Raw genomic sequence first — 26,212 nt, forward strand, 5'->3', positions numbered from 1 at the left:
TCACTTGTTGCCCAGCGCCTGCTTGAGCTGGGTCTTGTTCATGTCCGAACGGCCCCGGATGTTGCGCTGCTTGGCCTCCTCGTAGAGCTGGTCGTAGGTGGGCCCCTGGGAGCCCTTGCCCGACCGCTGCCCACCCCGCCTGCCGGAGGACATGTCCTGGGTCGACGTGCGGCTGGCGGTCTTCGACTCGCCGGACCGGGCGCGCTCCTTGTTCACCGTCCGCGCCGCGATCTCCTCGGCTCGCCCGGCGCTCTCGCCCCGGTCCTGGGCGCTCTGCTTGATGTGCTCGTACTGACGTTCCCGCTTGGGGCTCGAACCGCGTGGCATGGGGGCACTCCTCTCGCACTTCGCGCCCGAGTACCCACATTCCGCCGTCAGCTCTCCAGCCGCGCGACCCGGCCCTTCTCCCCCGCCGCCCAGCACCCCAGGTCCGGCGTGCAGTCCACGGTGTCGTACGACCCGGTGTCGACGGTCCGCCAGGTGCGCCCGCCGTCGGTCGTCAGGTCGGTGCCGGTGGGGCCGACCGCGAGGGCGGCGCTGCGGCTGTGCGGGAGCCAGGCCACGCCGGAGCGGTAGGCCTGCACCGGCAACGCGGCGGGCTGCCAGCCGGCGCCCCCGTCGCCGGTGCGGGCGGCGGCCTGCGGAGACGCCTGCTCGGGGCGGTAGTCGCCGCCGACCGCGAGGCCGTGCGCGCGGTCGCGGAAGGCGAGGGCGAAGACGCCGCGCGCCGGATCGCCCGCCGGGATCGGCGAGTCGGCGGCCGTCCAGGTCAGCCCCCGGTCGCGGGAGTGCAGCACACGCGCGTGTGCGGCCCCGCCGGTGGCCAGCCAGACGTCCTTCGGCCCGGAACTCACCAGGCACTGCCCGCTCGCCGCGAAGCCGGCCTCGCCCTCCTGGGCCGCGGGCATACCGGCACTGGGCAGCACCTTCCATGAGCGGCCGCCGTCGCTGGTCGACAGGATGCGGAACCTGCCGTCCACCGGGTCGCTCATCGCCAGGCCGTGGCGGCGGTCGAAGAAGGTCATGCAGTCGTAGAAGGCCCGCGCGTCGGTGTTGCGGAAGGACTCGGTCCAGGTCGCGCCACCGTCGTCCGTGCGGTACACGCGGGACGCCTCGCCCTCCCCGATGGCCAGCACCACCGCGCGGCGCGCGTCGAACGCCTCGATGTCCCGGAACTGCAACTCGGCGGCGCCGGGCGGCGAGACGTTCCGCCAGCTCGCGCCGCCGTCGCCGGTGCGCAGAACGGTGCCCCCGGTTCCGGCCAGCCACGCGGTGTTCCGGCTGACGGCGGACAGCCCCCGGAAACGCACCTCGGGCGTACCGCTGTCCTTGGCCTCCCAGTGCGGCGCCCGGCTCTGCGGCCCGTGCGCCTGTGCCGGTACGGCCGTCAGCGCTGCCAGCGCGGCCCCGCAGGCCACCCCCGCGGCCACTGTCCGAAACGTACGCCCAACCCGTCGCGTGCTCCCCGAACGCCTCATGGCGGGCGAAGCTAGCCGACCGCCACGGCGCCGTCCAGATGGCCACGCCCACCACATGGACCACGGACACGAGCAGACGACGACACACGACCACAGGTGACTTTCCCGGCACTGCAGGGCGAACGCACCACTCCCGCGCATGAAGGCGGTGACAGAGGTCACTCGACATTCGTGTGCACGGATTGGCTGATTCTGTCGTCTCTACCAGTGCCCGTCGCGTCCGCCCGGATGTTCGTCCAGCCGTCACAAGGGAGCAAGGCGTTGTCCACCGTAATCGAGCAGCCCGTCGAGGCCCGTCTCGTCGCCGCCGCGCCGCGGATGCCGAGCATTCCGGCCACCCTTCACTACGACCGCAGCGACCCGTTCGCCGTGCGCATGACCTTCCCGGCCCCGGCCACGCTGGAGGGCGTGGAGGTCTGCTGGACCTTCAGCCGCGAGCTGCTCGTGGCCGGCCTGGAGGCACCCGAGGGCCACGGCGACGTCCGCGTGCGGCCGTACGGCTACGACCGTACGGTCCTGGAGTTCCACGCCCCCGAGGGCACCGCCGTCGTGCACATCCGCTCCGGCGAGATACGCCGCTTCCTGCAGTCCACGAGCGAACTGGTGCCGCTCGGTCTGGAGCACCTCCAGCTGGACCTGGACCACGACCTGGCGGAGCTGATGCGGGACGCCTGCTGAGGCGCACCCCCCGGGCGTACCACTCCGAACGCGCCGCCTGGCCTGCGGCGCGTTAATTGCGTTGACACCCTCCCTGTCCCCTCCTACGGTTTACAACGGTCCTGTTGCCGTCGATTGGAGAAGGACGTTGCTCGTCTGAGGTCCTGAGACACCGCGTCACACACCTGAAGTGTGTGTGCGCAGCGTGCGACCTCGGCATTCGAGCCGTCCTCCGGAACAGGGCTTTTCTCATACCCTCCCGAGGCCTCCCCGTCGGTCGCCGGTGTCTCGAAACGCGTTTGCCCTTGATCGCTTCGAGCATCCGCGGAGGCCCGTATGTCTACTTCCATCACCTGTACGTCCCTTGCCTTCACCTGGCCCGACGGCAGCCCCGTCTTCGAGGGCCTCGACGTCGCGTTCGGCCCCGGCCGGACCGGGCTCGTCGGCATCAACGGATCAGGGAAATCAACCCTGTTGAAGCTGATCGCCGGCGAGCTCATCCCGGCCGACGGCGCTGTACGCGTTGCCGGCGAGGTCGGCTATCTCCCGCAGAACGTCACCCTCGACACCGGCCTGAAGGTCGACGAGGCCCTCGGCATCGCGGACCGGCGGGCCGCACTGCACGCCATCGAGGCGGGCGACGTGGCCGAGCAGCACTTCGAGACCGTCGGCGACGACTGGGACGTCGAGGAGCGCGCCCTCGCCACCCTCGGCGAACTCGGGCTCGGACACATCGAGTTGGACCGCACGATCGGCGAGGTGTCGGGCGGCGAGTCGGTGCTGCTGCGGCTGGCCGCACTGCTGCTGCGCCGCCCGGACGTCCTGCTGCTGGACGAGCCCACCAACAACCTCGACCTGTACGCGCGCAGGCGGCTGTACGCGGCCGTCGCGTCCTGGCCGGGAGTGATGGTGGTCGTCAGCCACGACCGCGAACTCCTGGAACTCGTCGACCAGATCGCCGATCTGCGCTCCGGCGAGGTCACCTGGTTCGGCGGCAACTACTCGGCGTACGAGGAGGCGCTCGCCACCGAACAGGAGGCGGCCGAGCGCATGGTGCGCGTCGCCGAGGCCGACCTGAAGAAGCAGAAGCGCGAACTCGTGGACGCTCAGGTCAAGCTGGCTCGGCGCAGGCGGTACGGACAGAAGATGTGGGACCAGAAGCGCGAGCCGAAGATCGTCATGGGGGCACGCAAGCGGGCGGCGCAGGAGTCCGCCGGCAAGCACCGCATCATGCACGAGGAGAAGCTCGCCGAGGCGAAGGAGCGGCTCGACGACGCGGTGGACGCCGTACGGGACGACGACGAGATCCGCGTCGACCTGCCGTACACGGCCGTACCGCCGGGCCGCACCGTGCTCACGCTGATGGACCTGGAGCTCGTGTACGGCGCGCGCGTGGCCGGTGGCTTCGATCTGCGCGGACCGGAGCGGATCGCGCTGATCGGGCGCAACGGCTCGGGCAAGACGACGCTGCTGCGGACGATCGCCGGGGAGCTGGAGCCCGTCTCCGGCGAGGTGCAGGCCCATGTGCCCCTGCGGTTCCTGCCGCAGCGGCTCGACGTGCTGGACGGCCGGCTGAGCGTCGCCGAGAACGTGGCCCGGTTCGCGCCGGCGGCCACCAACAACCGGGTCCGGGCGCGGCTGGCCCGCTTCCTGTTCCGGGGCGCCCGGGCCGACCAGAAGGCGGCGACGCTGTCCGGCGGCGAACGCTTCCGGGCGACCCTGGCCGCTCTGATGCTCGCGGAGCCCGCGCCGCAGCTGCTGATGCTGGACGAGCCGACGAACAACCTGGACATGGCGAGCGTTCGACAGCTCACCTCGGCCCTGGAGTCGTACGAGGGGGCGCTGATCGTGGCCAGTCACGACCTGCCGTTCCTGGAGTCGATCGGCATCACGCGCTGGCTGATGGTGGAGGACGGAGAACTGAAGGAAATCACGCCAGAAGCTGTCGGGTATCCCGCCTAGCTTCGACTGCATGGCCGACTTCATGCCCGATTTCATCACCATCACCGGAGCAAGGGAGAACAACCTCAAGGACGTCGCTCTCCGCATCCCGAAAGGCCGGCTGACCGTGTTCACCGGCGTTTCGGGATCGGGGAAGTCGTCGATCGTCTTCGACACGATCGCGGTCGAGTCGCAGCGCCAGCTGAACGAGACCTTCACCTGGTTCGTGCGCAACCGGCTGCCCAAGTACGAGCGGCCGCACGCGGAGGCACTGGAGGACCTCTCGCCCGCGATCGTCGTCGACCAGCGGCCGATCGGGGGCCACTCCCGGTCCACGGTCGGCACGATGACGGACATCTACTCGGTGATCCGGGTGCTGTTCTCCCGGCACGGCACGCCGAGCGCCGGTCCGGCGACCGCGTACTCGTTCAACGACCCCTCGGGCATGTGCCCCGAGTGCGACGGCCTGGGCCGGACCGTACGGCCGGACTGGGACCGCATCCTCGATCCGGACCGCTCGCTGGCCGACGGAGCGGTCCGCTTCCCGCCGTTCGCGGCGGGCACCTGGCAGGGGCAGGCGTACACCAACAGCGCCGAACTCGACCCGCACAAGCCCGTCAGCCGCTTCACCGTCGCCGAGCGGGAGTTCCTGATGCACGGCCGCCCGGGCAGCAAGGTCACCGTCAACGGCACGGGCGGCACCTGGACCACCGACTACGAGGGGCTGGCCACCCGCTTCGAGCGGCTGTATCTGAAGCGGGACCTGTCGGCGATGAGCCAGAAGACCCGCGACCTGGTGCGCGAGTTCCTGGCGGAGGGCACCTGCCCGGTATGCGACGGGGCCCGCCTGAACACGGCGGCGCTCGCGACCCGGATCAACGGCATGAACATCGCCGAGTGCGCGCGCATGCAGGTCAGCGACCTGATCCCGGCGCTGAAGGACATCGACGACCCGGTCGCCGGACCGATCGCCCGGGCCGCCGTCACCGCCCTCGAACGCATCGACGCCATCGGCCTCGGCTACCTCAGCCTCGACCGCGAGACGTCCACGCTCTCCGGCGGCGAGGGACAGCGCCTGAAGACCGTACGGCACCTGGGCTCCAGCCTCACCGGCATGACGTACATCTTCGACGAGCCCAGCGTCGGACTGCACCCGCGTGACGTCGGCCGCCTCGGTGATCTGCTGCTGCGGCTGCGCGACAAGGGCAACACCGTGCTGGTCGTCGAGCACGACCGGGACGTCATCGCGCTCGCCGACCACGTCGTCGACATGGGGCCGGCGGCCGGCGCGGGCGGCGGAGAGGTCGTGTTCGAGGGGACACCGGGCGAACTGGCCGGGGCGGGCACGGTGACAGGGCGGTGCCTGGGCCGCCGTACCGCGATCAAGGAGGACGTACGTACGGCGGACGGCGGGCTCTGGGTGAAGGGCGCCGGCCGGCACAATCTGCGAGACGTGACGGTGGGGTTCCCGACCGGGGTGCTCACCGTGGTGACCGGGGTCGCCGGGTCGGGAAAGAGCACGCTGGCCGCGGAGTTCACCGACGCGCACGCCGACGCCGTAGTCGTGGACCAGTCGTCGATCGGGATCTCCGCGCGGTCGACGCCGGCGACGTATCTGGGAATCATGGACACCGTACGGAAGATCTTCGCGCGCGAGACGGGCGCCGAGCCGGGGTTCTTCAGCTTCAACTCGACCGGCGCGTGCGGCACCTGTGAAGGCCGCGGGATCATCTACACCGACCTCGCCTTCATGGACCCGGTGACGACGACGTGCCACGACTGCGACGGGCGGCGCTTCAAGGACGAGGTGCTGCGGCTGACCGTCGACGGCAACTCGATCGCTGATGTGCTGGGGATGACGGCCGACCAGGCACTGGAGTTCTTCCAGGACTCGGGCGTACGGCGCCGGCTGCGGGCGTTGCGGGACGTGGGGCTGACGTACCTCACGCTCGGCCAGCCGCTGTCCACGCTGTCCGGCGGCGAGCGGCAGCGCATCAAGCTGGCGACACGGTTGCACCGCACCGGGGCGGTGTACGTCCTCGACGAGCCGACGACCGGACTGCACATGTCGGATGTCGACGGGCTGCTCGGCCTGCTGGACCGGCTGGTCGACACGGGCAACACGGTGGTGGTCGTCGAGCACAACCTGGATGTCGTGGCGCACGCCGACTGGATCATCGACCTGGGTCCGGACGGCGGCCGGGACGGTGGACGGGTGATCTTCGAGGGAACCCCGCAGCAGCTCCGCAAAACGCACGGGTCCTTCACTGCGGAGCATCTCAGGAGGGCCACAGCCTGACCGCAGGGGTTTTGTGCGGGCCCGGGCGCCCTGCATCATGGCGGATCGGTGCCCCATGCATCATGGGCGCCGACCCCTGCCATCGATCCGGAGATCCCGTCGTGCCCAGCAAGAAGGCCCTCGTCCGCCGCCCCGGCCCCCGCCTCGCCGAAGGGCTGGTCACGCACGTCGAGCGCGAGAAGGTCGACGTCGATCTCGCGGTCGAGCAGTGGGAGGCGTACGTAGAGGCCCTGCGCACGCACGGCTGGGAGACGGTCGAGGTGGACCCGGCCGACGACTGCCCCGACTCGGTGTTCGTCGAGGACACCGTCGTCATGTACAAGAACGTCGCGCTGATCACCCGGCCCGGCGCCGAGTCCCGGCGCGACGAGACCCTCGGCGTCGAGGAGGCCGTGGCCTCGCTCGGCTGCTCCGTGAACTGGATCTGGGAGCCGGGCACGCTGGACGGCGGCGACGTGCTGAAGGTCGGCGACACGATCTACGTCGGCCGGGGCGGCCGTACCAACGCGGCGGGCGTCCAGCAGCTGCGGGCCGCGTTCGAACCGCTGGGAGCGCGCGTCGTCGCCGTGCCGGTGAGCAAAGTGCTGCACCTGAAGTCGGCGATCACGGCGCTGCCCGACGGAACGATTCTGGGCCGCATACCACAGCTGGACGCGCCGTCCCTCTTCCCTCGCTTCCTGCCGGTGCCCGAGGAGTCCGGGGCGCACGTGGTGCTGCTCGGCGGCGAGAAGCTGCTGATGGCCGCCAGTGCGCCGAAGACGGCGGAACTGCTCGCCGACCTCGGCCACGAGCCCGTTCTGGTCGATATCGGCGAGTTCGAGAAGCTCGAAGGATGTGTGACATGTCTCTCGGTACGGATGCGGGATCTGTACGCCTGACCGACTGAGTGCTGCACTCGTTCAGCCCCGGGACCTGCGGGCCCCGGGGCTGTTCGCACACCCGTGAACTCTCAACGGAACGGGCTGATCAGCGGTCTTTACGCCGCCCTTAACCTACGGCTACGTAACCTACGGTTTCGTAGCCTACGATTCCGTAGGTTCCCGGCAACCGCTCGCCGGCCACCTTTCCTGTGTTGTGCGTCCCCTGGAGTTCCCGTGACGATTACTTCCCCTCACCTTGGCAGCCCCGCCGTCTGGACCGACGCCCGCCTGCTGTACGCGTTGGAGGAAGTTGTCGAGAATGAACTCAACCGGCATCTGCAGGTCGCCAAGGACTGGATGCCGCACGAGTACGTGCCGTGGACCGACGGGCGCAACTTCCCCGGCTTCTTCGAGGACGGCGATGCCTGGGACAAGGAGCAGTCCAAGGTCACCGAGATCGGCCGCATCGCCCTGGTCGTGAACCTCCTCACCGAGGACAACCTCCCCAGCTACCACCACGAGATCGCCTCGCTCTTCGGCCGCGACGGCGCCTGGGGGACCTGGGTGCACCGCTGGACCGCCGAGGAGGGGCGGCACGGCATCGTGATGCGCGACTACCTGCTCACCTCGCGCGCGGTGGACCCGGACCAGCTGGAGCAGTTCCGGATGTCGCACATGAGCGAGGGCTTCGAGTCGGACAACCGGCACTCGATGCTGCACTCGGTCGCCTACGTCGCCTTCCAGGAGCTCGCGACCCGCATCTCGCACCGCAACACCGGCCACCAGTCGGGTGACCCGGTCTGCGACCGCATGCTGGCGCGCATCGCGACCGACGAGAACCTGCACATGATCTTCTACCGGAACCTGCTGAAGGCCGCGTTCGAACTCGCCCCCGACCTCACGATGCAGGCCGTGCGGGACGTGGTGGTCAACTTCCGCATGCCCGGCCACGGCATGCCCGGCTTCGAGCGCGCCGCCGCGCAGATGGCCATCGGCGAGGTCTACAACATGCGCATCCACCACGACGACGTCCTCCAGCCCGTCCTCCGCTTCCTGAAGATCATGGAGATCGACGGCCTCGGCCCCGAGGGCCAGAAGGCCCAGGAGGAGCTGGGCCTCTACATGGGCGGCCTGGACGCGGAGGCCCTCAAGTTCGACGAGAAGCTGGCGGCCCGCAAGGCCCGCATGGCGGCTCGCGCCGGGGCCTGACGGAACCTGACTGAGGCCACCTGGCTGAGGCGGCGGGCCGGGTGCGGTGCCGCACTGTGCCCGCTGCCCAGCTGCCAGGTCGGCGACACCCTCGCTTGGGCGGGATGTGCGCGCTCAGCGCCTCCAGGCCGCGCTTGATGCCGGCGGCAATGCCCTGGCCGACAGGTCGACACGCGTCGTCCGTCGCGCCGAGCACCGCCGCCGCACCGGCCGACGGCCCGTTGGGAACACCGCCCTCAGCGTGACGCACGCCTGAGTTCCAGTCGTTCCTTCTCCGACAGGCCGCCCCAGACGCCGAAGCGTTCGTCGTTGTCGAGGGCCCACTCCAGGCAGGCGGAGCGGATCGGGCACATGCCGCAGATCCGCTTCGCCTCGCGTACGGAGCTGCCCGGCTCGGGGAAGAAGAAGTCCGCCCCGGTCTGCGCGCACAACGCCTCCTGCTGCCAGTCCAGGTCGGGCGAGGTGATCGTTGTGATGGTGTCGATGAGCATGCGCAGGATCGTGCCGGTCGGCGAAAAACGTTCGATCAACGCCCGATCAACGCCGCGCCGCAGGCCCCCGGCCGACTCGATGGTCTCCCTCCGTGCGCGGCGATGCACGGCGGCGCGCGCGGAAACGGGTGAAAACCAAGAGACCCCTCCTGGTCACCCGCGGTAGCCGCAGCCGTCACTCGAACCGACGGCAGCGCTCCGGCAGCGATTGTCAGTGGGCGGTGCAAGACTCGGCAGAGCAGACAACGGGACCCTTCCGAGGAGGGCCATGATGCTCACCACCCGTTATGTCACCGGCGCGCCGAACTGGATCGACGTCGGCACCCCCGACATCGAGGGCGCCGGTTCCTTCTACGGCGGCCTGTTCGGCTGGCGGTTCCAGCCGGGCGGGCCCGAGACCGGCGGCTACGGCCTCTTCCAGCTCGACGGCAGGACCACGGCCGGCGGCATGCAGACCACCGAGGAGCAGGGCCCGCCGTCCTGGACGGTGTACTTCCAGACCCCGGACGCGGACGCCACGGCCAAGTCGGCCGAGCAGGCGCACGGAGCGGTGCTGGTGCAGCCCATGGACGTGCTGGACATGGGCCGCATGGCCATCCTCGCCGACAAGGCAGGCGTGGGCTTCGGCCTCTGGCAGCCCGGCACCAACAAGGGCCTCGACGTCATGAACGAGCCCGGGACACTGTGCTGGCTGGAGCTGTACACCACGGACGTACCGGCCGCGGCGGGCTTCTACAACACCACGCTCGGCATGGAGACCTTCGCCCTCGACTACTACGGCGGCACCTACACGACGTTCAGCCCCGCGGGCCAAGGGGAGGACGCCATGTTCGGCGGGGTCGTCGACAAGGCCGACGACCCGGCGGAGGCGGACGGCCCGGCGTACTGGCTGCCGTACTTCGAGGTCACCGACACGGACGCCACGGTCGCCAGGGCGCAGGAACTGGGCGGCACCGTCCGCATGCCGGCTACCGACCTGCCGGACATCGGCCGTATCGCCAAGCTCACCGACCCGTACGGCGCCCGCTTCGCGGTGATCAAGAGCGCAGCGCCGAGCTGAGTCCGCCCGGCCGCCCAGGGCCTGTTGCGAAAGTGGCCTCGTCGCCCGCAGGGCGGCCGCGCGGCGTCCGGTGCATGCTCTCGGCGTGCCGCCCGAAAGCCCTCGTACTGGGCGTACTCGGGTTTTCGGGCGGTGCGGCGAGAGCGCGTGCCGGGCGTCGCGCGGCAGAGGCCACTTTCGCAACAGGCCCTAGGCGGATGCGCGCCGGATCAGCGTCGTCGGCAGGACGACGTTGGACGGCGCGCCTCCCACCTGCTCACCGGTGCGGCGGTCGAGGCCGCGCAGCAGCATCCGGGCCATCAGCCGACCCATCTCCTCTATGTCCTGACGGACCGTCGTGAGCGGCGGTTCGGTCTGGTCCGCCACCGGCAGCATGTCGTCGAACCCGACCACGGCGACATCGTCCGGCACCCGCCGCCCCGACTCGCGCAGCACCCGCAACGCACCCGCCGCGGTGAGGTCGTTCGCGGCGAACACGGCGTCCAGGTCGGGGCAGCGTTCGAGCAGTTCACGCATCGCCCGTTCGCCGCCGGCCGGTGTGAAGTCGCCCTCGACGATCAGCCGTGGATCGGCGTCGACCATGACGTCCCGGTATCCGTCGAGCCGGTCCACCGCCGACGTCTGGTCGAGTGCGCCGGTGATGTGCGCGATGCGGGTGCGGCCGAGGCCGACGAGGTGCCGCACGGCGTCACGGGCGCCGCCGCGGTTGTCGGTGTCGACGTACACCACGCCACGCTGGTCGCCGCTCCACCCGGGCCGTCCGCCGAACACGGTGGGGATCCCGGCGTGCTGAATCAGTGCGGGCAGCGGGTCGTCGAGGTGCAGCGAGAAGACGAGCGCCCCGTCGACATGGCCGCCGGCCAGGTAGCGGCCGACGCGGGCGTGGTCGTCGCGGCCCTCCGTGAGGAGCAGCACCAGCTGGTTGTCGTGGGCCGTCAGCTCCTTGCTGATGCCCCGCAGTTGCAGCGCGAAGAAGGGGTCGGCGAAGACGCGGGTCTCGGGTTCGGCGACGACGACGGCGATGGCGTCATGGCGCCGGGTCACGAGGCTGCGGGCGGCCTGATTGGGTACGTACCCGAGTTCCTCCACCGCCGCGCGGACCCGCTCCACGAGCGGCTCCCGGACCCCGTCCCCGCCGTTGACGACGCGGGACACGGTGGCCCGCGAGACCCCGGCCCGGGCGGCCACGGCCTCCAGGGTGGGACGTGGGGCGGTTTCGGTCACTGCAGGGCTCCTCGTCGGCGGTTGCGGATCAGGATAGCCGTGGTTGCGGCGGAGGTGAGAGCGCTCTCGGACGACCGGGGCCGATCGTGGAACTCCTCGCACTCACGAGGCACTCACGCCAGCAGATCCACCCGCCGTCCGATGCCCTCCCGCTGCGCCGCCTCATACGCCACCCAGCTCAACGCCAGGTCCTGCCAGGGCAGCCCGACCGGAGCGTAGACGGTACGGCTCCCGGCGCTCGCGCGTCCCGGATGCTCGCTTCGCAGTACGTCCCCCAGCGTGGCATCGGCGGCCGTCGCCGGAAGCCCGGCCGCCGCCAGGGCCCCCATGCTCGCGGCGAGTTCGCGGTGGTCCACGACCAGCAGCGCCGCGCGCAGCAGATCCGCGGCCAGCTCCTCCTTGCCGGGTTCGTCGGCCCCGAGGCTCGTGAAGTGCTGCCCCTCCCGTGTGTCCGCCAGCCGCAGCAGCGGTGACCGGGCCCAGGTGGCCATCAGTACGGTGTCGGCTGCCGTCGCGACGTCCTTCGCCGAGCCCGCCACCCGGCCACCGTGCCGTGCGGCGAACTCGGCTGCCCGTTCGGCGTCCGTGTCATGGACGACGAGTTCGCCGTGCGGCCGCAGCACCGTCAGGCCCCGCACCATCAAATCGGCCTGGGCCCCGGCGCCGATCACGCCCAGGACCTCTCCCGAGGCGGAGCCAGAGCCGGAGCCGGCCAGCACATGGGTGCCCAACGCCGCCGCCAGCCCCGTACGCCAAGCCGTCACCGTGGCCGAGTCCAGCAGCGCGAGCAACGCGCCGTCCTGCCCGCTGTGCAGGCAGATCACTCCGCGCAACGCCGGTTGCGCGCCCGGGAACTTGGCGTTGACCTTCACCGTGTACGCCTCGATGCCCGGCAGCAGGCCGGGGATCAGCGCGGTGGCCGTGCCGGGGAACGGCAGGCCGGTCCGCACCCGTTGCCCGGCGACGGGCACGGCGTCCGCGGTCCGGAACCCCTCCCGCAGGACGGCCAGACAGGCCTCCGGCTCCAGTACGGACTCCAGGTCACCACGCGTCAGGACAAGTGTCACCCGTCCATGATGCGTCAGTGCTCGTGCGCGGACCCGGCGGACCCGGCGGCCGGCTCATGACCGTGGTCATGCGGGTCGTACCCCGGGATCGTCCCGTCCGTCTTCTTCACCAGGAACAGTCCCACCATCCCCATGTCCGAGTGGCTCTGCACATGGCAGTGGTACATCCACGCGCCCGCGCCGACCCCCTCCCCCGCGATCACCTGGAAGCCGAAGGAGTCGGCGGGGCCCACGATCTTGTTGTCGATGACCTGGCTGGGGTCGTCCGGGCCGGTGAGCATGCCCGTGCGGTTGTCCGCCCAGCGGTGACCGTGCATGTGGAAGGTGTGGTAGTACTCGCCGTGCGTGATCATCACGAACTCGACGCGATCGCCCACCGTGGCCTCGAAGTTGGGGCCGCTGTGCGCGGGCTTGTTGTTGATCAGCATGTCGTTGAAGACGATCGTGTGGGTCGCGTCGGGGAGGATGTCCCCCTTGCGCCGGACGATCACCGGCCCGTACAGGCCCTTGCGGATGCCGCCGGTGCCGTGCTCCGTGCCGACGACGTGGTCGTGGTAGTGCCAGTAACCTGCGCTGCCCGCCCGCCAGGTGCCGTCCTTGCGGCGGCCGGGGGCATGGGTGCGCCAGGTGTAGGTGCGGGTGCCGCCGGGCTCGACGTCGCTCTTGTTGAGCTTCGTGCCGTCGCTGGTGATCTCGTAGTCGAGGCCGTGGACGTGCAGGCTCACCGGTACGTCCATCGTGTTCTCGAACTCGATGTGCGCGGTGTCGCCCTCGTTGAGCTCGATCAGCGGGCCGGGGATGGACGCCTTGCCCTTCTCGAAGCCGTAGCCCATCTGCCCGTCGGCGAGTTTCTCGGCGTACAGCTTGAGGTGCCTGACCTCGCCCCCGGCCGGGGCGGTCTTCGCCGGCGCGTCGGCGCTCGCGGCCTCGGGCACCTGCCCGAGAGACAACGATGTCGCGACGGTCGCGCCGCCGAGCAGGACACGTCTGTTGAAGGTGCGCCTGTCGAAGCCGCGTCTGGTGAAGCTGCCTTCGCTCATGCCGAACTCCCCACGGCGTTACGGAATTTACGGGGATGAACCGCTGAGACGGTACCGGTCGATCCCTCGTTTATCCACACTCAGGACAAAGTTGGCCCCAGTACGGCCGTAGGTATTGGCGAGTCGTTCAAAGGGGTCTAGCTTCCTTGTCGCTGTTGCTGTGACCGTGGAGGTCCCCATGCACTTGCGAGGGTTGAGCACGACAAGACATACCTGGGTGGCCACTGTGACCGCCGGGATCGTCGCCGCCGGACTGATGTCCGCTCCGGCAGCCGACGCACGCCCGGCCCCGGAGCCGCCCCTGACAACGATGTCCATCAAGTCGCCACCAGGCGGCGCGAATGTACGAGTGCTCATCTTCTATGGGTCCGCGGCCGGCGGCGAAGAGTCGCCCGTGGTGAACGCCGGTATCGGGGCGATCGAGAAGATCGGCCTGTCGGGCCCGGCCGGCCGGCGTTTCAAGACCGAGGCCACGAACGACGCCTCGGTCTTCACCAATGAGACGAAGTTGGGCCGCTTCAACACGATCGTGTTCCTCACCGGAGGCGGCGACGTCCTGGACCCGGAGCAGGAGGCGGGTCTGGAGGCCTACATGGAGGCGGGCGGCGGTTTCGTCGGCGTCCATGACGCGGCCCGCGCCGAGCCGTACTCGGACTGGTTCACCGGCCTCGTCGGCGCCCGCCCGGCTGCCGGCGGCCCGACGAACGTGCAGCGGGCCGTCGTTGAGGTCGGTGACCGGCAGCACCCGGCCACCAAGGAACTGCCGGTGCAGTGGAAGCGGCCGGACAAGTGGCTGAACTGGGCGAAGAACCCGTCGGGCGAGGTGCACACGGTCGCCCGGGTCCGGGAGTCGACGTACCAGCCGGGCACCGGCGCCAACGGCTGGGACCACCCGGTGAGTTGGTGTCGCGACTACGACGGCGGCCGCTCCTTCTACACGGGTATGGGCGGCACGGCGTCGTCGTACGACGAGACCGACTTCCGTACCCATCTGCGCGGCGCCCTGCTGTGGACCACCCGGCTCACGCAGGCCGACTGCAAGGCCACGATCACGGGCAACTACAAGGCCGAGCGGCTCACCCAGCCCAACCAGCCCGGCCAGAACGACCAGATCGGCGAGCCGCACGGCCTGGTCACCGCGCCCGACGGCCGCGTGCTCTACATCGGCCGGGGCGGCGCCGACTCCTCCCAGCCGGTCGTCACCGACTGGAACAACCCGGAGATCGGCAAGGGCAAGGGCGAGATCCACGTCTACGACCCGAAGACCAAGAAGGTCACCCTGGCCGGGGCGCTCACGGTGTTCGGCAACAAGGGCGGCGGCGATGAGCTGATCAAGGTCGAGGAAGGGCTTCTCGGCATCGAGCTCGATCCCCGCTTCGAGGACAACGGCTGGGTGTATCTGCACTACACCCCGCACTCCCGGCTGAACCGCGACACGAGGATGGCCGAGCGGCGCGTCTCCCGCTTCACGCTCGACCCGGCCGGCAACAAGCTGGACCTGGGCAGTGAGAAGGTCCTGCTCAAGTGGCCGGTACAGGTGCACAGTTGCTGCCACTCGGGCGGCGGGATGGCCTGGGACTCCAAGGGCAACCTGTACATCGCGACCGGCGACAACAACTCCAGTGGCTTCAGCGGCGGTTACTCGGGCAACAACCCCGAGCCCAACTACAAGGGCGTGTCCTTCGCCGACGCGCGCCGCACCGCCGGCAACACCAACAACCTCAACGGCAAGATCCTGCGCATCCACCCGGAGCCGGACGGCACGTACACGCTGCCGGAGGGCAACCTGTTCACGGGCCGGGAGAGCGACGAGGGCGGCGGCAAGACGCGCGGCGAGATCTACGTGATGGGTGTCAGGAACCCCGCTCGCATCTCCGTCGACAAGCAGACGGACGTCCTGTACGCGGGCTGGGTCGGCCCCGACGCGGGTGCGCCCTCGACGACCTGGGGTCCGGCGAAGTACGACACCTTCGCGGTCATCACCAAGGCGAGCAACCGCGGCTGGCCGTACTGCATGGGCAACAAGCAGCCCTACCGTGACCGCAATCTGCCCGACCCGACGAAGCCGCTGGGCTGGTACGACTGCGACCACCCGAAGAACGAGTCGCCGAACAACGACGGCCTCGTCAACCTCCCGCCGGTCACCGGCAACAACATCTGGTACTCGCCCCAGGGCGGCGCGCCGGACTTCCCGCGTGACGCGAACGGCGTCCCGTCGTACAAGCAGGAGGAGGCCACCTACTCGCTGCCGTGGCTCAAGGGCGGCGGGCAGGCCGCGATGAACGGGCCGGTCTACCGGTACGACGCGGCGGGTGCGGGTGCCACCAAGTGGCCGGCCTACTGGGACGGCAAGTGGTTCGTCGGCGACTTCTACGACGCCGACCAGCCGCGCAACGCGGTGATCACCGACCCGAAGACACACGGTGACGGCGGTCTGCCGATTCACTCGGAGTCGCTGAAGAAGATCGTGCCGATCGGCAACGACGGCATCAAGAACCTCATGGACTGGAAGTTCGGCCCGGACGGCGTGCTGTACGTGCTCGACTACGGCCGCGGCTTCTTCACCTCGGACGCCAAGTCGGCGCTGTGGAGGGTCACTTACACGGGCGGCGCTGCGACTCCGGCCGCCGACCAGCTGGCGAGGGGAGCCCAGTGATGATGCGAAGCAGTCCACCCCGGCGAAGAGTCCGGGCGGCCCTGTTGGCCGTGCTGCTGGTGATGCTGGGGCTGCAGTCCGTCCCGGCCGTCGGGCGGTCCGAGTCCCCGTCCGCGAACGCTGCCGCGGCCCAGACGCTCACCTGGACGGCCGGCGACGACATCACGAAGTACGCGTCGGCGCCCGCGACGGCGGTCGCCGGCACGACGACGATCGTCTTCGAGAACAGCACGGCGACCGGCAACACCACCGGGATGCCGCACACGTTGACGTTCGACACGTCCGACCCCGAGTTCAACAACGACGTCCAGCTCAACATCCTCGCCAACCCGAACGACGACCAGGGCGGCAAGCACACCGCCGAGGTCACGCTCACCCCCGGCCGCTACCGCTACTACTGCACGATCCCCGGCCACGGGCAGATGCAGGGCATCCTCGTGGTGACCGAGGGCAGCGGCGAGGACACGACCGCACCGCAGGCGTCGGCGCACGTCAGCGGGACGCAGAACGCGCAGGGGCAGTACGTCGGTTCGGCGAGCGTGGCCGTCCACGCCACCGACGAGGAGGGCGGCTCCGGGCTCGACCGCACCGAGTACGCGGTCGGCGACGCGGGCGCCTGGCAGCCGTACACCGCCCCGGTCGTCGTCGACCAGGTCGGCGACCACAAGATCCGCTACCGGGCCTTCGACAAGGCGGGGAACGTCTCGGCGGAGAAGAGCGCCGCGTTCACGGTCGTCCCGCCGCCGACCGACGACACGACGGCACCGGAGACGTCGGCGACCGTCAGCGGTGAGCAGAACCCCGACGGCACGTACATCGACATGGCGACCGTCACCGTCACGGCCTCCGACACCGGTTCCGGCGTCAACACCATCGAGTACGCGATCGGCGACGGCGCGTGGCAGCCGTACGCCGCGCCCGTGATGGTGCACGAGGTCGGCGCTCATACCGTGCGCTACCGGGCCACCGACAAGGCGGGGAACGTCGCCGCGGAGAAGAGTGTGCAGTTCACGGTCGTGGCGGCGCCCCAGCCGGACACGACCGCGCCGGTGACGGGTGTGACCGTCGAGGGGACGAAGAACTCCGACGGGGCGTACATCGGCAACGCCAAGGTGACCGTCACGGCGACCGACGAGCACCACGGGTCGGGTGTCGACCGGATCGAGTACTCGATCGACGGCGGGCCGTACCTCGCGTACGGGGCGCCGGTGGTCGTCGACCGCGCGGGCACGCACACGCTCGGCTACCGGGCGACGGACAAGGCGGGTAACACCTCCACCGCCCGCACGGTGACCTTCACCGTGGTGGCCGGCCAGGTCCCCGCCCCCAACTGCCCGGAGTTCGACGAGCGGTTGACGGTGATCGTCGGCACGGTCGACTCGGGTGTGCCGAACCGGCTCACCAACAGCCGGTGCCGGATCAACGAGTTGATCGAGGACGAGAAGGAGTGGTCGTCCCACGCGCTGTTCCTCAAGCACGTGACGACGGTCCTGGACAAGCTCCTCAAGGAGGGGGTCGTCGACCAGCGCGAGTACAACGCCGTCCGCAAGGCGGCCCGCCAGTCCGGGATCGGCAAGCCCGGCCAGACCGAGGGCTACCGCACGATCCTCGACGGCAGCGCGGGGTCATTCGCCAAGTGGCAGCAGGTGGGCGGCGGTTCGTTCGCGCAGAACGCCGACGGTTCGATCACGAGCGGCACCAGCAAGGACGGCCTGGGCATGCTGTGGTTCCCCGAGCGGAAGTACGGCGACTTCTCGCTCAAGCTCCAGTGGCGCGACGACGCTCCGGGCACCGGCAACGCCAACTCCGGTGTGTTCGTCCGCTTCCCGTGGGTCCACGACCACTCCGAGGAGCCGCGGCCGGAGTGGGTCGCCATCAAGTACGGGCACGAGGTGCAGGTGCTCGACCGGCCCGACGGCGACATGTACAAGACCGGTTCGATCTACGGCTTCGACCGGGTGGGGCTCGCCGGTGCCGGCGTCACCCAGAAGGGCACGTGGAACGACTACGAGATCCGCGTGGTCGACCAGCACTACTCGGTCTACCGCAACGGCGTGCTGATCAACGAGTTCGACAACACCGGCGGCCAGGACTTCGTCCCGCCGCGCTCGGACGACCCGGGCACGGACGGACGCAGGTTCGCCTCCGGTTACATCGGGCTCCAGGTGCACGGCACCACGGATGTGGTCTCGTACCGGGACATCCGGATCAAGGAGCTGTAGATCAAGGAGCCGTGGGCTCCGAGGGAGGCGCCTCCGACGGGGGCGCCTCTTTCTTCGCCCGGCTCGGCTGCACCCGCTTCGGTTCCCCCGGCATCTTCGGATACTCGGGCGGGTACGGCAGATCGCCGAGTCCGTGGTCGTGTTCGTCCTTGTTGGCCAGCTCCAGCAGCGCGTCCAGCGAGAAGCGGTGGTCGTCCATGTCCGCGTGCACGTCGCCGAGTTCGGCGAAGCGCGCGGGCATGGTCACGAGGTCGAAGTCCTGGGGGTGCACCTCGCCGACCTCCTCCCAGTGCAGGGGCGCCGAGACCGGGGCGTGCGGGCGGGGCCGTACGGAATAGGCGGAGGCGATCGTGCGGTCGCGGGCGGTCTGGTTGTAGTCGATGAAGATGCGCTCGCCCCGCTCCTCCTTCCACCACTTGATCGTCACGTGCTCCGGCATCCGGCGCTCCATCTCCCGCCCGACCGCGATGGCGGCCCGCCGGACCTGGGTGAAGGTCCAGCGCGGCTCGATGGGCACGAAGACGTGCAGGCCGCGCCCGCCGGAGGTCTTGGGCCAGCCGCGCAGGCCGCCGAACTCGTCGAGTACGGCGCGTAGTTCATGGGCGGCGCGGGCGGCGTCGTCGAAGTCGGTGCCGGGCTGCGGGTCGAGGTCGATGCGCAGTTCGTCGGGGCTGTCGACGTCGTCTCTGCGGACCGGCCAGGGGTGGAAGGTGAGCGTGCCGTACTGGGCGGCCCACAGGACCGCGGCCTCCTCGGTGGGGCACATCTCGTCGGCGCTGCGGCCGCTGGGGAAGGAGATGTGGGCGGTGGGGATCCAGTCGGGCATGCTTTTGGGCGCCCGCTTCTGGTAGAACCACTCGCCGGTCACCCCGTCCGGGTAGCGCTCCAGGGTGGTGGGCCGGTTGCGCAGGGCGCGCAGGATGCCGGGGCCGACCGCGATGTAGTAGCGGGCGAGGTCCAGCTTGGTGAAGCCGCGCTCCGGGAAGAAGATCTTGCCCGGGTTGGACAGGCGCACGGTCCGGCCGCCCGCTTCCAGTTCCACCGCTTCGCCCATGCGAGACACGGTAGGCGCACCGCGCATGCCGCGCACACCGGGCGGCGGCAGCCGGATGCGAGCAGAATCGTCCCCATGGACCTGCCGGTGATGCCGCCCGTGAAGCCGATGCTCGCCAAGTCGGTGGCGAAGATCCCGCCGGGCATGCAGTACGAGGCGAAGTGGGACGGTTTCCGGGCGATCGTGTTCCGCGACCGGGACGAGGTGGAGCTCGGCAGCCGCACCGGCAAGCCGCTGACCAGGTACTTTCCCGAGCTGGTGGCGGCGCTGAAGGAGCGGCTGCCTCAGCGGTGCGTGCTGGACGGGGAGATCGTCATCGCGCGGGAGGGGCGGCTGGACTTCGACGCGCTCACCGAGCGCATCCACCCGGCCGACTCCCGGGTGCGGACGTTGGCCGAGCGGACACCGGCGTCGTTCGTCGCCTTCGACCTGCTGGCGCTGGCGGACCAGTCGCTGCTCGAGGTGCCGCTCGCGGACCGGCGGGCGATGCTCACGATGGCGTTGTCCGGGGTGACGGCGCCGGTGCATGTGGCGCCGGCGACGACCGACGTCGACACGGCCCAGGGGTGGTTCGAGCAGTACGAGGGGGCCGGCCTGGACGGGGTCATCGCGAAGCCCCTCACGCTGCGCTATCTCCAGAACGAACGGGCCATGTTCAAGATCAAGCACGAGCGGACGGCGGACGTCGTCGTCGCGGGCTACCGCCTCCACAAGAGCGGCCCGGTCGTGGGCTCCCTCCTGCTCGGCCTCCACAACGACCAGGGCGCCCTCCAGCACGTGGGCGTGTCGGCCGCGTTCTCCATGAAGCGGCGCGCCGAGCTGGTCGAGGAGCTGGAGCCGCTGCGCATGGCGGATGCCACGGGGCATCCCTGGGCGGCCTGGGCCGACGAGGCGGCCCACGAGTCGGCGCGGCTGCCGGGCGCGCCGAGCCGCTGGTCGGGCAAGAAGGATCTGTCCTGGGTGCCGCTCCGGCCCGATTGGGTGGCCGAGGTGGCGTACGACCACATGGAGAACGGGGTCCGCTTCCGGCACACGGCCCGCTTCCGCCGCTGGCGCCCGGACCGCACGCCCGAGAGCTGTACGTACGCGCAGCTGGAGGAGCCGGTGAGCTACGACCTGGCGGAGATCTTCACGCCGCAGGCCTGACGAGCGGCGCGAGCCGGAATCACGGCTGCATCAGCACCTTCACCGTGCCGTCCTGCTTGCGCTGGAACATCTCGTACGCGTGCGGGGCCTCGCTCAGTGGCACGCGGTGGGTGGCGAAGTCGTCGACGCCGAGCGGGTCCTCGTCCGTCAGGTACGGCAGGATGTCGTCGCTCCAGCGGCGCACGTTGGCCTGGCCCATCCGGATCTGGACCTGCTTGTCGAACAGGGTGAGCAGCGGTATCGGGTCCGCGGTGCCGCCGTACACGCCGGACAGGGAGATGGTGCCGCCGCGCCGCACCAGGTCGATGGCCGTGTAGAGGGCGGCGAGCCGGTCGACGCTGAAGCGTTCGGCGAGCGGGCCGCTCAGCTTGCGGGGCAGCATCGCGGAGGCCTGCTGGGCCAGCCGGGCGGCGGCGCTGCCGTGGGCCTCGGTGCCGACCGCGTCGATGACGGCGTCGGGGCCACGGCCGTCGGTCTCGTCGCGGATGGCGGCGACGAGCTCCTTCTCGTCGTGGAAGCTCCTGAGGTCGAAGGTCTCGACTCCGCGCTCGCGTGCCCTGCGCAGCCGCTCGGGCACCAGGTCCACGCCGAACACCCGCTCGGCGCCCTGGACCTGGGCGACCCGGCACGCCATGTCGCCGATGGGGCCGAGGCCGAGCACGGCGACGGTGCCGCCCTTCGGGACCTCGGCGTAGCGGACCGCCTGCCAGGCGGTGGGCAGTACGTCGGAGAGGTAGACGAACCGGTCGTCCGGCGGCCCCTCCGGGACCTTGATCGGACCGAACTGCGCCTGCGGGACGCGCAGATACTCGGCCTGGGCGCCCGGCACAGCGCCGTACAGACGGGTGTAGCCGAACAGGGCGGCGCCCATGCCTTCCGCGGTGACCTGGGTGGTCTCGCACTGGGTCGGCAGGCCGGTCAGGCACATCCAGCAGTTGCCGCAGGCGATCTGGAACGGCACCACGACCCGGTCCCCCGCCTGTAGGTCCGGCACCCCGGCGCCGACCTCCTCGACGATGCCCATCGGTTCGTGGCCGAGGATGTCGCCCGGCGTCATGAACGGCGTGAGCACCTCGTACAGGTGCAGGTCGGAGCCGCACAGCCCGGTGGACGTGATGCGGATGACCGCGTCCGTCGGCTCCTGGATGGTCGGATCGGGCACGTTCTCCACGCGCACGTCCCGCTTGCCCTGCCAGGTCACTGCCCTCATCGCCCGCGCTCCCTCCGTCACATGTGCGCGTTCGCTCGTACGGTGTCGGCCGGGTACCCCTGCGCTCCCCCGCCGAACCGTTCGGGCGGGCCGGTGCCCCGTCCGCGAGCCGGCTGTGCGCGGTGTACGCCGACCGGCTGGCCGCGCCAGGGCCGATCGGCGGATTGGTGCGGGCAGTCCCAGCTGATCGGGTATGTCACCTATGAACAGATAAGCGCACTATTGATGACACACAGGCTGGGCGGGTGGGTGCGGGTGGCAACGGTGGGCAGACAACGAGGGGCGCGCTCCAGACGCGCCACGACGATGGCGGGGCTGCTGGCCGCCGCGATGGCAGCTTCGCTGGCGTCGGCGTGCACGACGTCCGGCGGACCGGGCGACGACGGCCGCGGACGGCCGCATGCGTCGACGCCGAGCGAGGGCGAGAGCCGGGCGAAGAGCCCCTCGGTACTCGCCGTGAAGATCGACAACGCCCGCGCCGCCCGGCCCCATACGGGCCTGAACGCCGCGGACATCGTGTACGTCGAGCCGGTCGAGGGCGGGCTGAGCCGCCTGATGGGTGTGTACGCGACGAAGCTGCCGAAGGCCGTAGGGCCGGTGCGCAGCGCACGCGAGTCCGACCTGGAGCTGCTGGCCCAGTTCAACAAGCCGACGCTCGCCTTCTCCGGGGCGCAGGGCAAGCTCATGCCGCTGATCGACAAGGCCCCCGTGCATGCGGCGCCGCCCGAGAAGGCGGACGGCGCGTACTTCCGCGGCAAGGGCCGGCCCGCGCCGCACAACCTCTTCCTGCAGCCCCAGCGGCTGATGCCCGCCGCGCCGGGCAAGGACGCCCTGACGACCGGCTTCCGCTTCGGCGCCGCCCCGGCGGGCGGCAAGGCCACGGCCTCGCAGACGGTGCGCTACACGCTGGCCACGTACACGTTCACCTGGTCCGGGAGCCAGAACCGCTGGCTGGTCGCCATGGACGGCAAGGCCGCCACGACGTCGGACGGCAAGCGGGTGGCGGCGGCCACGGTCGTCGTGCAGTACGTGAAGGTGCGCAAGTCCGACTTCCACGACACGCTCGGCCACTACACGCCGTACACCGAGACGGTCGGCTCGGGCAAGGCGCGGGTGCTGCGCGACGGGCGCGCCTACGACGTCAACTGGAAGCGTCCCAAGGCCACGGACGGCACGACGTTCACGACCGGCGCCGGCAAGCCGATGACCTTCCGGGACGGCCAGGTGTGGGTGGTGTTCGCGAAGGCGCCCTGAGCGTCCGAGGGTGCGCAGGTGCGGGATCAGGGGTGTGCGACGAGGGGTTCCGCCGGATTGCGGAGCCCCTCGGCCGCGTCCGCGACGCGCCGGATCAGGTCGAAGAAGAGTGCCTGCTCGTCGGCGGAGAGCGGGGCCAGGAAGACCTGGTTCATCCGGGCCGTGCGCACGGTCAGCTTCTTGTGCGTGCGCACCCCCTCGTCGGTGAGGCGCAGCAGGAAGCGCCGGCCGTCCTTGGGGTCGCGGACCTTGTCGAGCAGCCCGCGGCGGCCGAGCCGGCTGATCACCTCGGCGATCGTGGACCGGTCGAGCCCGACCCGCTCCCCCACCGTCCGCTGGTCCAGGCCCGGCTCGGCGACGAGCGTGTTGAGGACGGCGAACTGGGGCGAGGTGATCTCCTCGGAGACCATGGTGTTCCAGAGCAGGTAGTGCGCCTGCTGGAGCCGCCGGGCCAGATGCCCGGGGTGGGTGGTGAGGTCCACGGCGGCCATGCGCGCTCCCCTGGTCGTAATCGTCGGTGCACTGAACAATACCGGACCTTCACTCGACTGTCCTCGGGCCGCCAACCCCATGACGTTCGCATTTGCCGAGCTCTTGACGACTCCCCACTCCGGTGGCAGCGTGAGAAGCAACCTCGCAGAAATACTCAGTGCGCTGACTAAATAGGGTGCTGAGCGCTCGGAAGAGATGGGGCTTCTCGGATGGACAAGGTGGTCGCCACGGCCCTGGGGGCGGTGGCCGATGTGGGTGACGGCGCGTCGCTCGCGGTGGGTGGCTTCGGACTGAGCGGTGTGCCGAACGTGCTGATCCAGGCGCTGTACGAGCGCGGGGTGGGCGGCCTGTCGGTGGTCTCCAACAACTGCGGGGCGATGGAGTCGGGTCTTGCCGTGCTGCTGTCGGCGGGCCGGATCGCCCGGGTGACCGGCTCGTACATCGGCGCGAACAAGGAGTTCGCCCGCCAGTACCTGGGCGGCGAGCTGGAGGTCGAGATGATCCCGCAGGGCACGCTGGCCGAGCGGCTGCGGGCCGGCGGGGCCGGGATCCCCGCGTTCTACACACCCGCCGGGGTGGGCACGCAGGTCGCCGACGGCGGGCTGCCCTGGCGCTACGACGGCTCCGGCGGGGTCACGCTCGCCTCGCCGCCGAAGGAGGTGCGGGAGTTCGACGGCACCGAGTACGTCCTGGAGCGCGGAATCCGCACCGACTTCGCGCTGGTGCGGGCGTGGAAGGGCGACCGGCACGGGAACCTGGTGTTCAACAAGTCCTCCCGGAACTTCAACCCGCTGGCCGCGATGGCCGGGCGGGTGACGATCGCCGAGGTGGAGGAAATCGTGGAGCCGGGCGAGATCGATCCGGACGCGGTGCATCTGCCGGGCATCTTCGTCCAGCGGGTCGTGGCGCTCACCCCTGAGCAGGCGGCCGACAAGCAGATCGAACGGCGCACGGTTTCCGCGCCCCCGACAGACGGGACGGTGAGCTAGCCATGGCGTGGACGCGGGAAGAGATGGCCGCTCGGGCCGCTCGCGAGCTTCAGGACGGCCAGTACGTCAACCTCGGCATCGGACTGCCGACCCTGATCCCGAACTATCTGCCACCCGGCGTCGAGGTGATCCTCGAGTCCGAGAACGGCATCCTGGGCACCGGCCCCTACCCGAGGGAGGACCAGGTCGACCCGGACCTGATCAACGCGGGCAAGGAGACCGTCACGGTCCTGCCGGGCGCCTCCTTCTTCGACTCGGCACTGTCGTTCTCGATGATCCGCGGCGGGCACATAGATGTCGCCGTGCTCGGCGCCATGCAGGTCTCCGCCACCGGTGACCTGGCGAACTGGGCGATCCCCGGCAAGATGATCACCGGGATCGGCGGTGCGATGGACCTCGTGCACGGGGCCCGCACCGTCATCGTGGTGATGACCCACACCGCCAAGGACGGCAGCCCCAAGATCCTCGCCGAGTGCGCCCTGCCGCTCACGGGCAAGGGCTGCGTGAACCGGATCATCACCGACCTCGGCGTGCTCGACGTGACACCGGACGGTCTCCTGCTCGTCGAGACCGCGCCGGGTGTCACCGTCGACGAGATCATCGCCGGCACCGACGCAAAACTCACCGTCGCGGAGAGTCTGCTGTGAACACCGTCTACCTCGTCGACGCGGTCCGCACTCCGATCGGCCGCTACAACGGCGCCCTCGCATCCGTCCGCCCGGACGACCTGGCCGCCCACGCCATCCGTGAACTCATGGGCCGTACACCCGACTTGGACCCGTCCCGGATCGAGGACGTGTACTTCGGCAACGCCAACGGCGCCGGAGAGGAGAACCGCAACGTCGGCCGCATGGCCGCACTCCTGGCCGGCCTGCCCACCTCCGTGCCCGGCGTGACGGTCAACCGGCTGTGCGCGTCGGGCCTCGAAGCGGTCGTCCAGGCGGCCCGCGCCATCGCGGTCGGGGACGCCTCGATCGTGGTGGCCGGCGGTGTGGAGTCGATGACCCGGGCGCCGTACGTGCTGCCCAAGTCCGACAAGCCCTTCCCGGCCGCCCACACCGAGCTGTTCTCGACCACCCTGGGCTGGCGCATGGTCAACCCGGGGATGGCGCCGCAGTGGACGATCCCGCTGGGCGAGTCGGCCGAGCTGATCGCCGAGAAGCACAAGATCAGCCGGGAGCAGCAGGACGAGTTCGCCCTGCACAGCCATCACAAGGCTGCCCGGGCGCAGTCCGAGGGCCTCTTCGACGCCGAGCTCGCGCCGGTGAGCATCCCGCAGCGCAAGGGCGACCCGGTCGTCTTCGGCGCCGACGAATGCGTACGGCCGGATGCGTCCCTGGCGGCGATGGCCAAGCTCAAGCCGTCCTTCCGCACCTCCGACGGGACCGTCACCGCGGGCAACGCCTCCCCGCTGAACGACGGCGCCGCCGCGCTGCTCCTCGTCGACGAGGACGGCCTGAGGGCCACCGGCCGTGAGCCGCTCGCGCGGATCTCCGCGACCGGCGTCAACGCCCTGGACCCGGACTACTTCGGGCTCGCCCCCGTCGAGGCCGTCAACCGCGCGCTCGCCAAGGCGGGCAGGGGATTCGGCGACCTGTCCGTGCTGGAGCTGAACGAGGCCTTCGCCGCCCAGGTGCTGGGCTGTGTCGCCGAGTGGCCCGACTTCGACCCGGCGATCCTCAACCCGCAGGGCGGCGCCATCGCCCTCGGCCATCCGCTCGGCGCGTCCGGCGCCCGCCTCGCCGGCACCATCGCCCACCAGCTCGCCCGCAAGGGCAGTGGAGTCGGCGTCGCCACCCTCTGCATCGGCGTCGGCCAAGGCCTCGCCCTAGTCCTCGAACGTTGACGAAACGCAGGATCCCC

Annotated in this window: 22 protein-coding genes; 13 read left to right on the forward strand and 9 right to left on the reverse strand. The window is 70.4% G+C overall.

The window, feature by feature from the left end; all coding sequences use genetic code 11:
• Positions 1–327 carry a plasmid stabilization protein gene (locus OG331_RS10950; protein WP_406194485.1) on the reverse strand — a complete coding sequence of 109 codons (327 nt, stop codon included), beginning with the start codon at positions 325–327 and terminating at the stop codon, positions 1–3.
• Between the two features lie 47 nt (positions 328–374).
• Entirely contained in the window at positions 375–1,478 is a 1,104-nt protein-coding gene (locus OG331_RS10955; protein ID WP_406194488.1) for a WD40/YVTN/BNR-like repeat-containing protein, read from the reverse strand.
• A gap of 261 nt (positions 1,479–1,739) precedes the next feature.
• Between OG331_RS10955 and OG331_RS10960 the strand changes: the two genes are divergently transcribed.
• The 5 genes from OG331_RS10960 (at position 1,740) to OG331_RS10980 (ending at position 8,444) form a co-directional block, all read left to right on the forward strand.
• Positions 1,740–2,156, forward strand: coding sequence for an SsgA family sporulation/cell division regulator (locus tag OG331_RS10960; protein ID WP_328877949.1), 417 nt, complete (start codon positions 1,740–1,742; stop codon positions 2,154–2,156).
• Between the two features lie 315 nt (positions 2,157–2,471).
• Complete coding sequence (locus OG331_RS10965; RefSeq protein WP_406194491.1) at positions 2,472–4,097, forward strand: ABC-F family ATP-binding cassette domain-containing protein; 1,626 nt, start codon at positions 2,472–2,474, stop codon at positions 4,095–4,097.
• Between the two features lie 22 nt (positions 4,098–4,119).
• Positions 4,120–6,375 (forward strand): ATP-binding cassette domain-containing protein, encoded by a 2,256-nt coding sequence (locus tag OG331_RS10970; protein WP_406209921.1) that lies wholly within the window; start codon positions 4,120–4,122, stop codon positions 6,373–6,375.
• Between the two features lie 101 nt (positions 6,376–6,476).
• Positions 6,477–7,253: a dimethylargininase gene (gene ddaH / locus OG331_RS10975; protein ID WP_406194493.1), complete on the forward strand. Its 777-nt coding sequence runs from the start codon at positions 6,477–6,479 to the stop codon at positions 7,251–7,253.
• 216 nt (positions 7,254–7,469) lie between these two features.
• Complete coding sequence (locus OG331_RS10980) at positions 7,470–8,444, forward strand: acyl-ACP desaturase (RefSeq protein ID WP_406194495.1); 975 nt, start codon at positions 7,470–7,472, stop codon at positions 8,442–8,444.
• 236 nt (positions 8,445–8,680) lie between these two features.
• Here OG331_RS10980 and OG331_RS10985 read toward each other — a convergent pair whose 3' ends face one another.
• Positions 8,681–8,935 (reverse strand): WhiB family transcriptional regulator, encoded by a 255-nt coding sequence (locus OG331_RS10985; RefSeq protein WP_328877953.1) that lies wholly within the window; start codon positions 8,933–8,935, stop codon positions 8,681–8,683.
• A 271-nt stretch (positions 8,936–9,206) separates the two neighbouring features.
• On the opposite strand from OG331_RS10985, the gene OG331_RS10990 reads away from it, so the two are divergent.
• Positions 9,207–9,995 carry a VOC family protein gene (locus OG331_RS10990; RefSeq protein ID WP_406209924.1) on the forward strand — a complete coding sequence of 263 codons (789 nt, stop codon included), beginning with the start codon at positions 9,207–9,209 and terminating at the stop codon, positions 9,993–9,995.
• 189 nt (positions 9,996–10,184) lie between these two features.
• Here the strand turns inward: OG331_RS10990 and OG331_RS10995 are convergent, their stop codons facing one another.
• The 3 genes from OG331_RS10995 to OG331_RS11005 all read right to left on the reverse strand — a co-directional run bounded on the left by OG331_RS10995 (position 10,185) and on the right by OG331_RS11005 (position 13,326).
• Positions 10,185–11,219 (reverse strand): LacI family DNA-binding transcriptional regulator, encoded by a 1,035-nt coding sequence (locus OG331_RS10995; RefSeq protein WP_406194497.1) that lies wholly within the window; start codon positions 11,217–11,219, stop codon positions 10,185–10,187.
• A 113-nt stretch (positions 11,220–11,332) separates the two neighbouring features.
• Positions 11,333–12,286, reverse strand: coding sequence for an ornithine cyclodeaminase family protein (locus tag OG331_RS11000; protein WP_406194499.1), 954 nt, complete (start codon positions 12,284–12,286; stop codon positions 11,333–11,335).
• A 14-nt stretch (positions 12,287–12,300) separates the two neighbouring features.
• The gene (locus OG331_RS11005) at positions 12,301–13,326 is read right to left on the reverse strand and encodes a multicopper oxidase domain-containing protein (protein ID WP_406194501.1); all 1,026 of its coding nucleotides are present in this window, start codon (positions 13,324–13,326) and stop codon (positions 12,301–12,303) included.
• Between the two features lie 178 nt (positions 13,327–13,504).
• On the opposite strand from OG331_RS11005, the gene OG331_RS11010 reads away from it, so the two are divergent.
• Positions 13,505–15,982, forward strand: a complete 2,478-nt coding sequence (locus tag OG331_RS11010; protein ID WP_406194505.1) for a ThuA domain-containing protein — start codon at positions 13,505–13,507, stop codon at positions 15,980–15,982.
• Entirely contained in the window at positions 15,982–18,204 is a 2,223-nt protein-coding gene (locus OG331_RS11015; RefSeq protein ID WP_406194508.1) for an OmpL47-type beta-barrel domain-containing protein, read from the forward strand. Before OG331_RS11010 ends, OG331_RS11015 begins: the two co-directional genes overlap by 1 nt.
• Position 18,205: 1 nt before the next feature.
• Here OG331_RS11015 and ligD read toward each other — a convergent pair whose 3' ends face one another.
• Positions 18,206–19,258, reverse strand: a complete 1,053-nt coding sequence (gene ligD / locus OG331_RS11020) for a non-homologous end-joining DNA ligase (RefSeq protein WP_406194510.1) — start codon at positions 19,256–19,258, stop codon at positions 18,206–18,208.
• Between the two features lie 75 nt (positions 19,259–19,333).
• Here ligD and OG331_RS11025 point away from each other — a divergent pair, with 75 nt between their 5' ends.
• Positions 19,334–20,404 carry an ATP-dependent DNA ligase gene (locus OG331_RS11025; protein WP_406194513.1) on the forward strand — a complete coding sequence of 357 codons (1,071 nt, stop codon included), beginning with the start codon at positions 19,334–19,336 and terminating at the stop codon, positions 20,402–20,404.
• Positions 20,405–20,423: 19 nt separating this feature from the next.
• Here the strand turns inward: OG331_RS11025 and OG331_RS11030 are convergent, their stop codons facing one another.
• A complete protein-coding gene (locus OG331_RS11030) occupies positions 20,424–21,614 on the reverse strand; it encodes a zinc-dependent alcohol dehydrogenase (protein ID WP_406194516.1) in 1,191 nt (396 codons plus the stop codon).
• A gap of 306 nt (positions 21,615–21,920) precedes the next feature.
• Here OG331_RS11030 and OG331_RS11035 point away from each other — a divergent pair, with 306 nt between their 5' ends.
• Complete coding sequence (locus OG331_RS11035) at positions 21,921–22,868, forward strand: DUF3048 domain-containing protein (RefSeq protein ID WP_406209927.1); 948 nt, start codon at positions 21,921–21,923, stop codon at positions 22,866–22,868.
• A gap of 26 nt (positions 22,869–22,894) precedes the next feature.
• Here OG331_RS11035 and OG331_RS11040 read toward each other — a convergent pair whose 3' ends face one another.
• Positions 22,895–23,359 carry a MarR family winged helix-turn-helix transcriptional regulator gene (locus tag OG331_RS11040; protein ID WP_406194518.1) on the reverse strand — a complete coding sequence of 155 codons (465 nt, stop codon included), beginning with the start codon at positions 23,357–23,359 and terminating at the stop codon, positions 22,895–22,897.
• Between the two features lie 210 nt (positions 23,360–23,569).
• Here OG331_RS11040 and OG331_RS11045 point away from each other — a divergent pair, with 210 nt between their 5' ends.
• The 3 genes from OG331_RS11045 to OG331_RS11055 are packed head-to-tail and all read left to right on the forward strand — an operon-like array spanning position 23,570 to position 26,195.
• Positions 23,570–24,349 (forward strand): CoA transferase subunit A, encoded by a 780-nt coding sequence (locus OG331_RS11045; RefSeq protein ID WP_406194521.1) that lies wholly within the window; start codon positions 23,570–23,572, stop codon positions 24,347–24,349.
• 2 nt (positions 24,350–24,351) lie between these two features.
• Positions 24,352–24,996, forward strand: coding sequence for a CoA transferase subunit B (locus OG331_RS11050; RefSeq protein WP_406194523.1), 645 nt, complete (start codon positions 24,352–24,354; stop codon positions 24,994–24,996).
• Positions 24,993–26,195 (forward strand): thiolase family protein, encoded by a 1,203-nt coding sequence (locus OG331_RS11055; protein WP_406194526.1) that lies wholly within the window; start codon positions 24,993–24,995, stop codon positions 26,193–26,195. The genes OG331_RS11050 and OG331_RS11055 overlap by 4 nt, the downstream gene beginning before the upstream one ends.
• Positions 26,196–26,212: the final 17 nt, after the last annotated feature.

The sequence above is a fragment of the Streptomyces sp. NBC_01017 genome (assembly GCF_045162795.1).
Taxonomy (GTDB): domain Bacteria; phylum Actinomycetota; class Actinomycetes; order Streptomycetales; family Streptomycetaceae; genus Streptomyces; species Streptomyces machairae.

Coding starts and splice junctions, on each gene's coding strand:
- OG331_RS10950 (WP_406194485.1), bottom strand. CDS start 327: ATGCCACGCGGTTCGAGCCCCAAGCGGGAACGTCAGTACGAGCACATC.
- OG331_RS10965 (WP_406194491.1), top strand. CDS start 2,472: ATGTCTACTTCCATCACCTGTACGTCCCTTGCCTTCACCTGGCCCGAC.
- OG331_RS11015 (WP_406194508.1), top strand. CDS start 15,982: ATGATGCGAAGCAGTCCACCCCGGCGAAGAGTCCGGGCGGCCCTGTTG.
- OG331_RS11010 (WP_406194505.1), top strand. CDS start 13,505: ATGCACTTGCGAGGGTTGAGCACGACAAGACATACCTGGGTGGCCACT.
- ligD (WP_406194510.1), bottom strand. CDS start 19,258: ATGGGCGAAGCGGTGGAACTGGAAGCGGGCGGCCGGACCGTGCGCCTG.
- OG331_RS11030 (WP_406194516.1), bottom strand. CDS start 21,614: ATGAGGGCAGTGACCTGGCAGGGCAAGCGGGACGTGCGCGTGGAGAAC.
- OG331_RS10955 (WP_406194488.1), bottom strand. CDS start 1,478: ATGAGGCGTTCGGGGAGCACGCGACGGGTTGGGCGTACGTTTCGGACA.
- OG331_RS11025 (WP_406194513.1), top strand. CDS start 19,334: ATGGACCTGCCGGTGATGCCGCCCGTGAAGCCGATGCTCGCCAAGTCG.
- OG331_RS11045 (WP_406194521.1), top strand. CDS start 23,570: ATGGACAAGGTGGTCGCCACGGCCCTGGGGGCGGTGGCCGATGTGGGT.
- OG331_RS11005 (WP_406194501.1), bottom strand. CDS start 13,326: ATGAGCGAAGGCAGCTTCACCAGACGCGGCTTCGACAGGCGCACCTTC.
- OG331_RS11035 (WP_406209927.1), top strand. CDS start 21,921: ATGGCGGGGCTGCTGGCCGCCGCGATGGCAGCTTCGCTGGCGTCGGCG.
- OG331_RS11040 (WP_406194518.1), bottom strand. CDS start 23,359: ATGGCCGCCGTGGACCTCACCACCCACCCCGGGCATCTGGCCCGGCGG.
- OG331_RS10970 (WP_406209921.1), top strand. CDS start 4,120: ATGCCCGATTTCATCACCATCACCGGAGCAAGGGAGAACAACCTCAAG.
- OG331_RS10985 (WP_328877953.1), bottom strand. CDS start 8,935: ATGCTCATCGACACCATCACAACGATCACCTCGCCCGACCTGGACTGG.
- OG331_RS11050 (WP_406194523.1), top strand. CDS start 24,352: ATGGCGTGGACGCGGGAAGAGATGGCCGCTCGGGCCGCTCGCGAGCTT.
- OG331_RS10990 (WP_406209924.1), top strand. CDS start 9,207: ATGCTCACCACCCGTTATGTCACCGGCGCGCCGAACTGGATCGACGTC.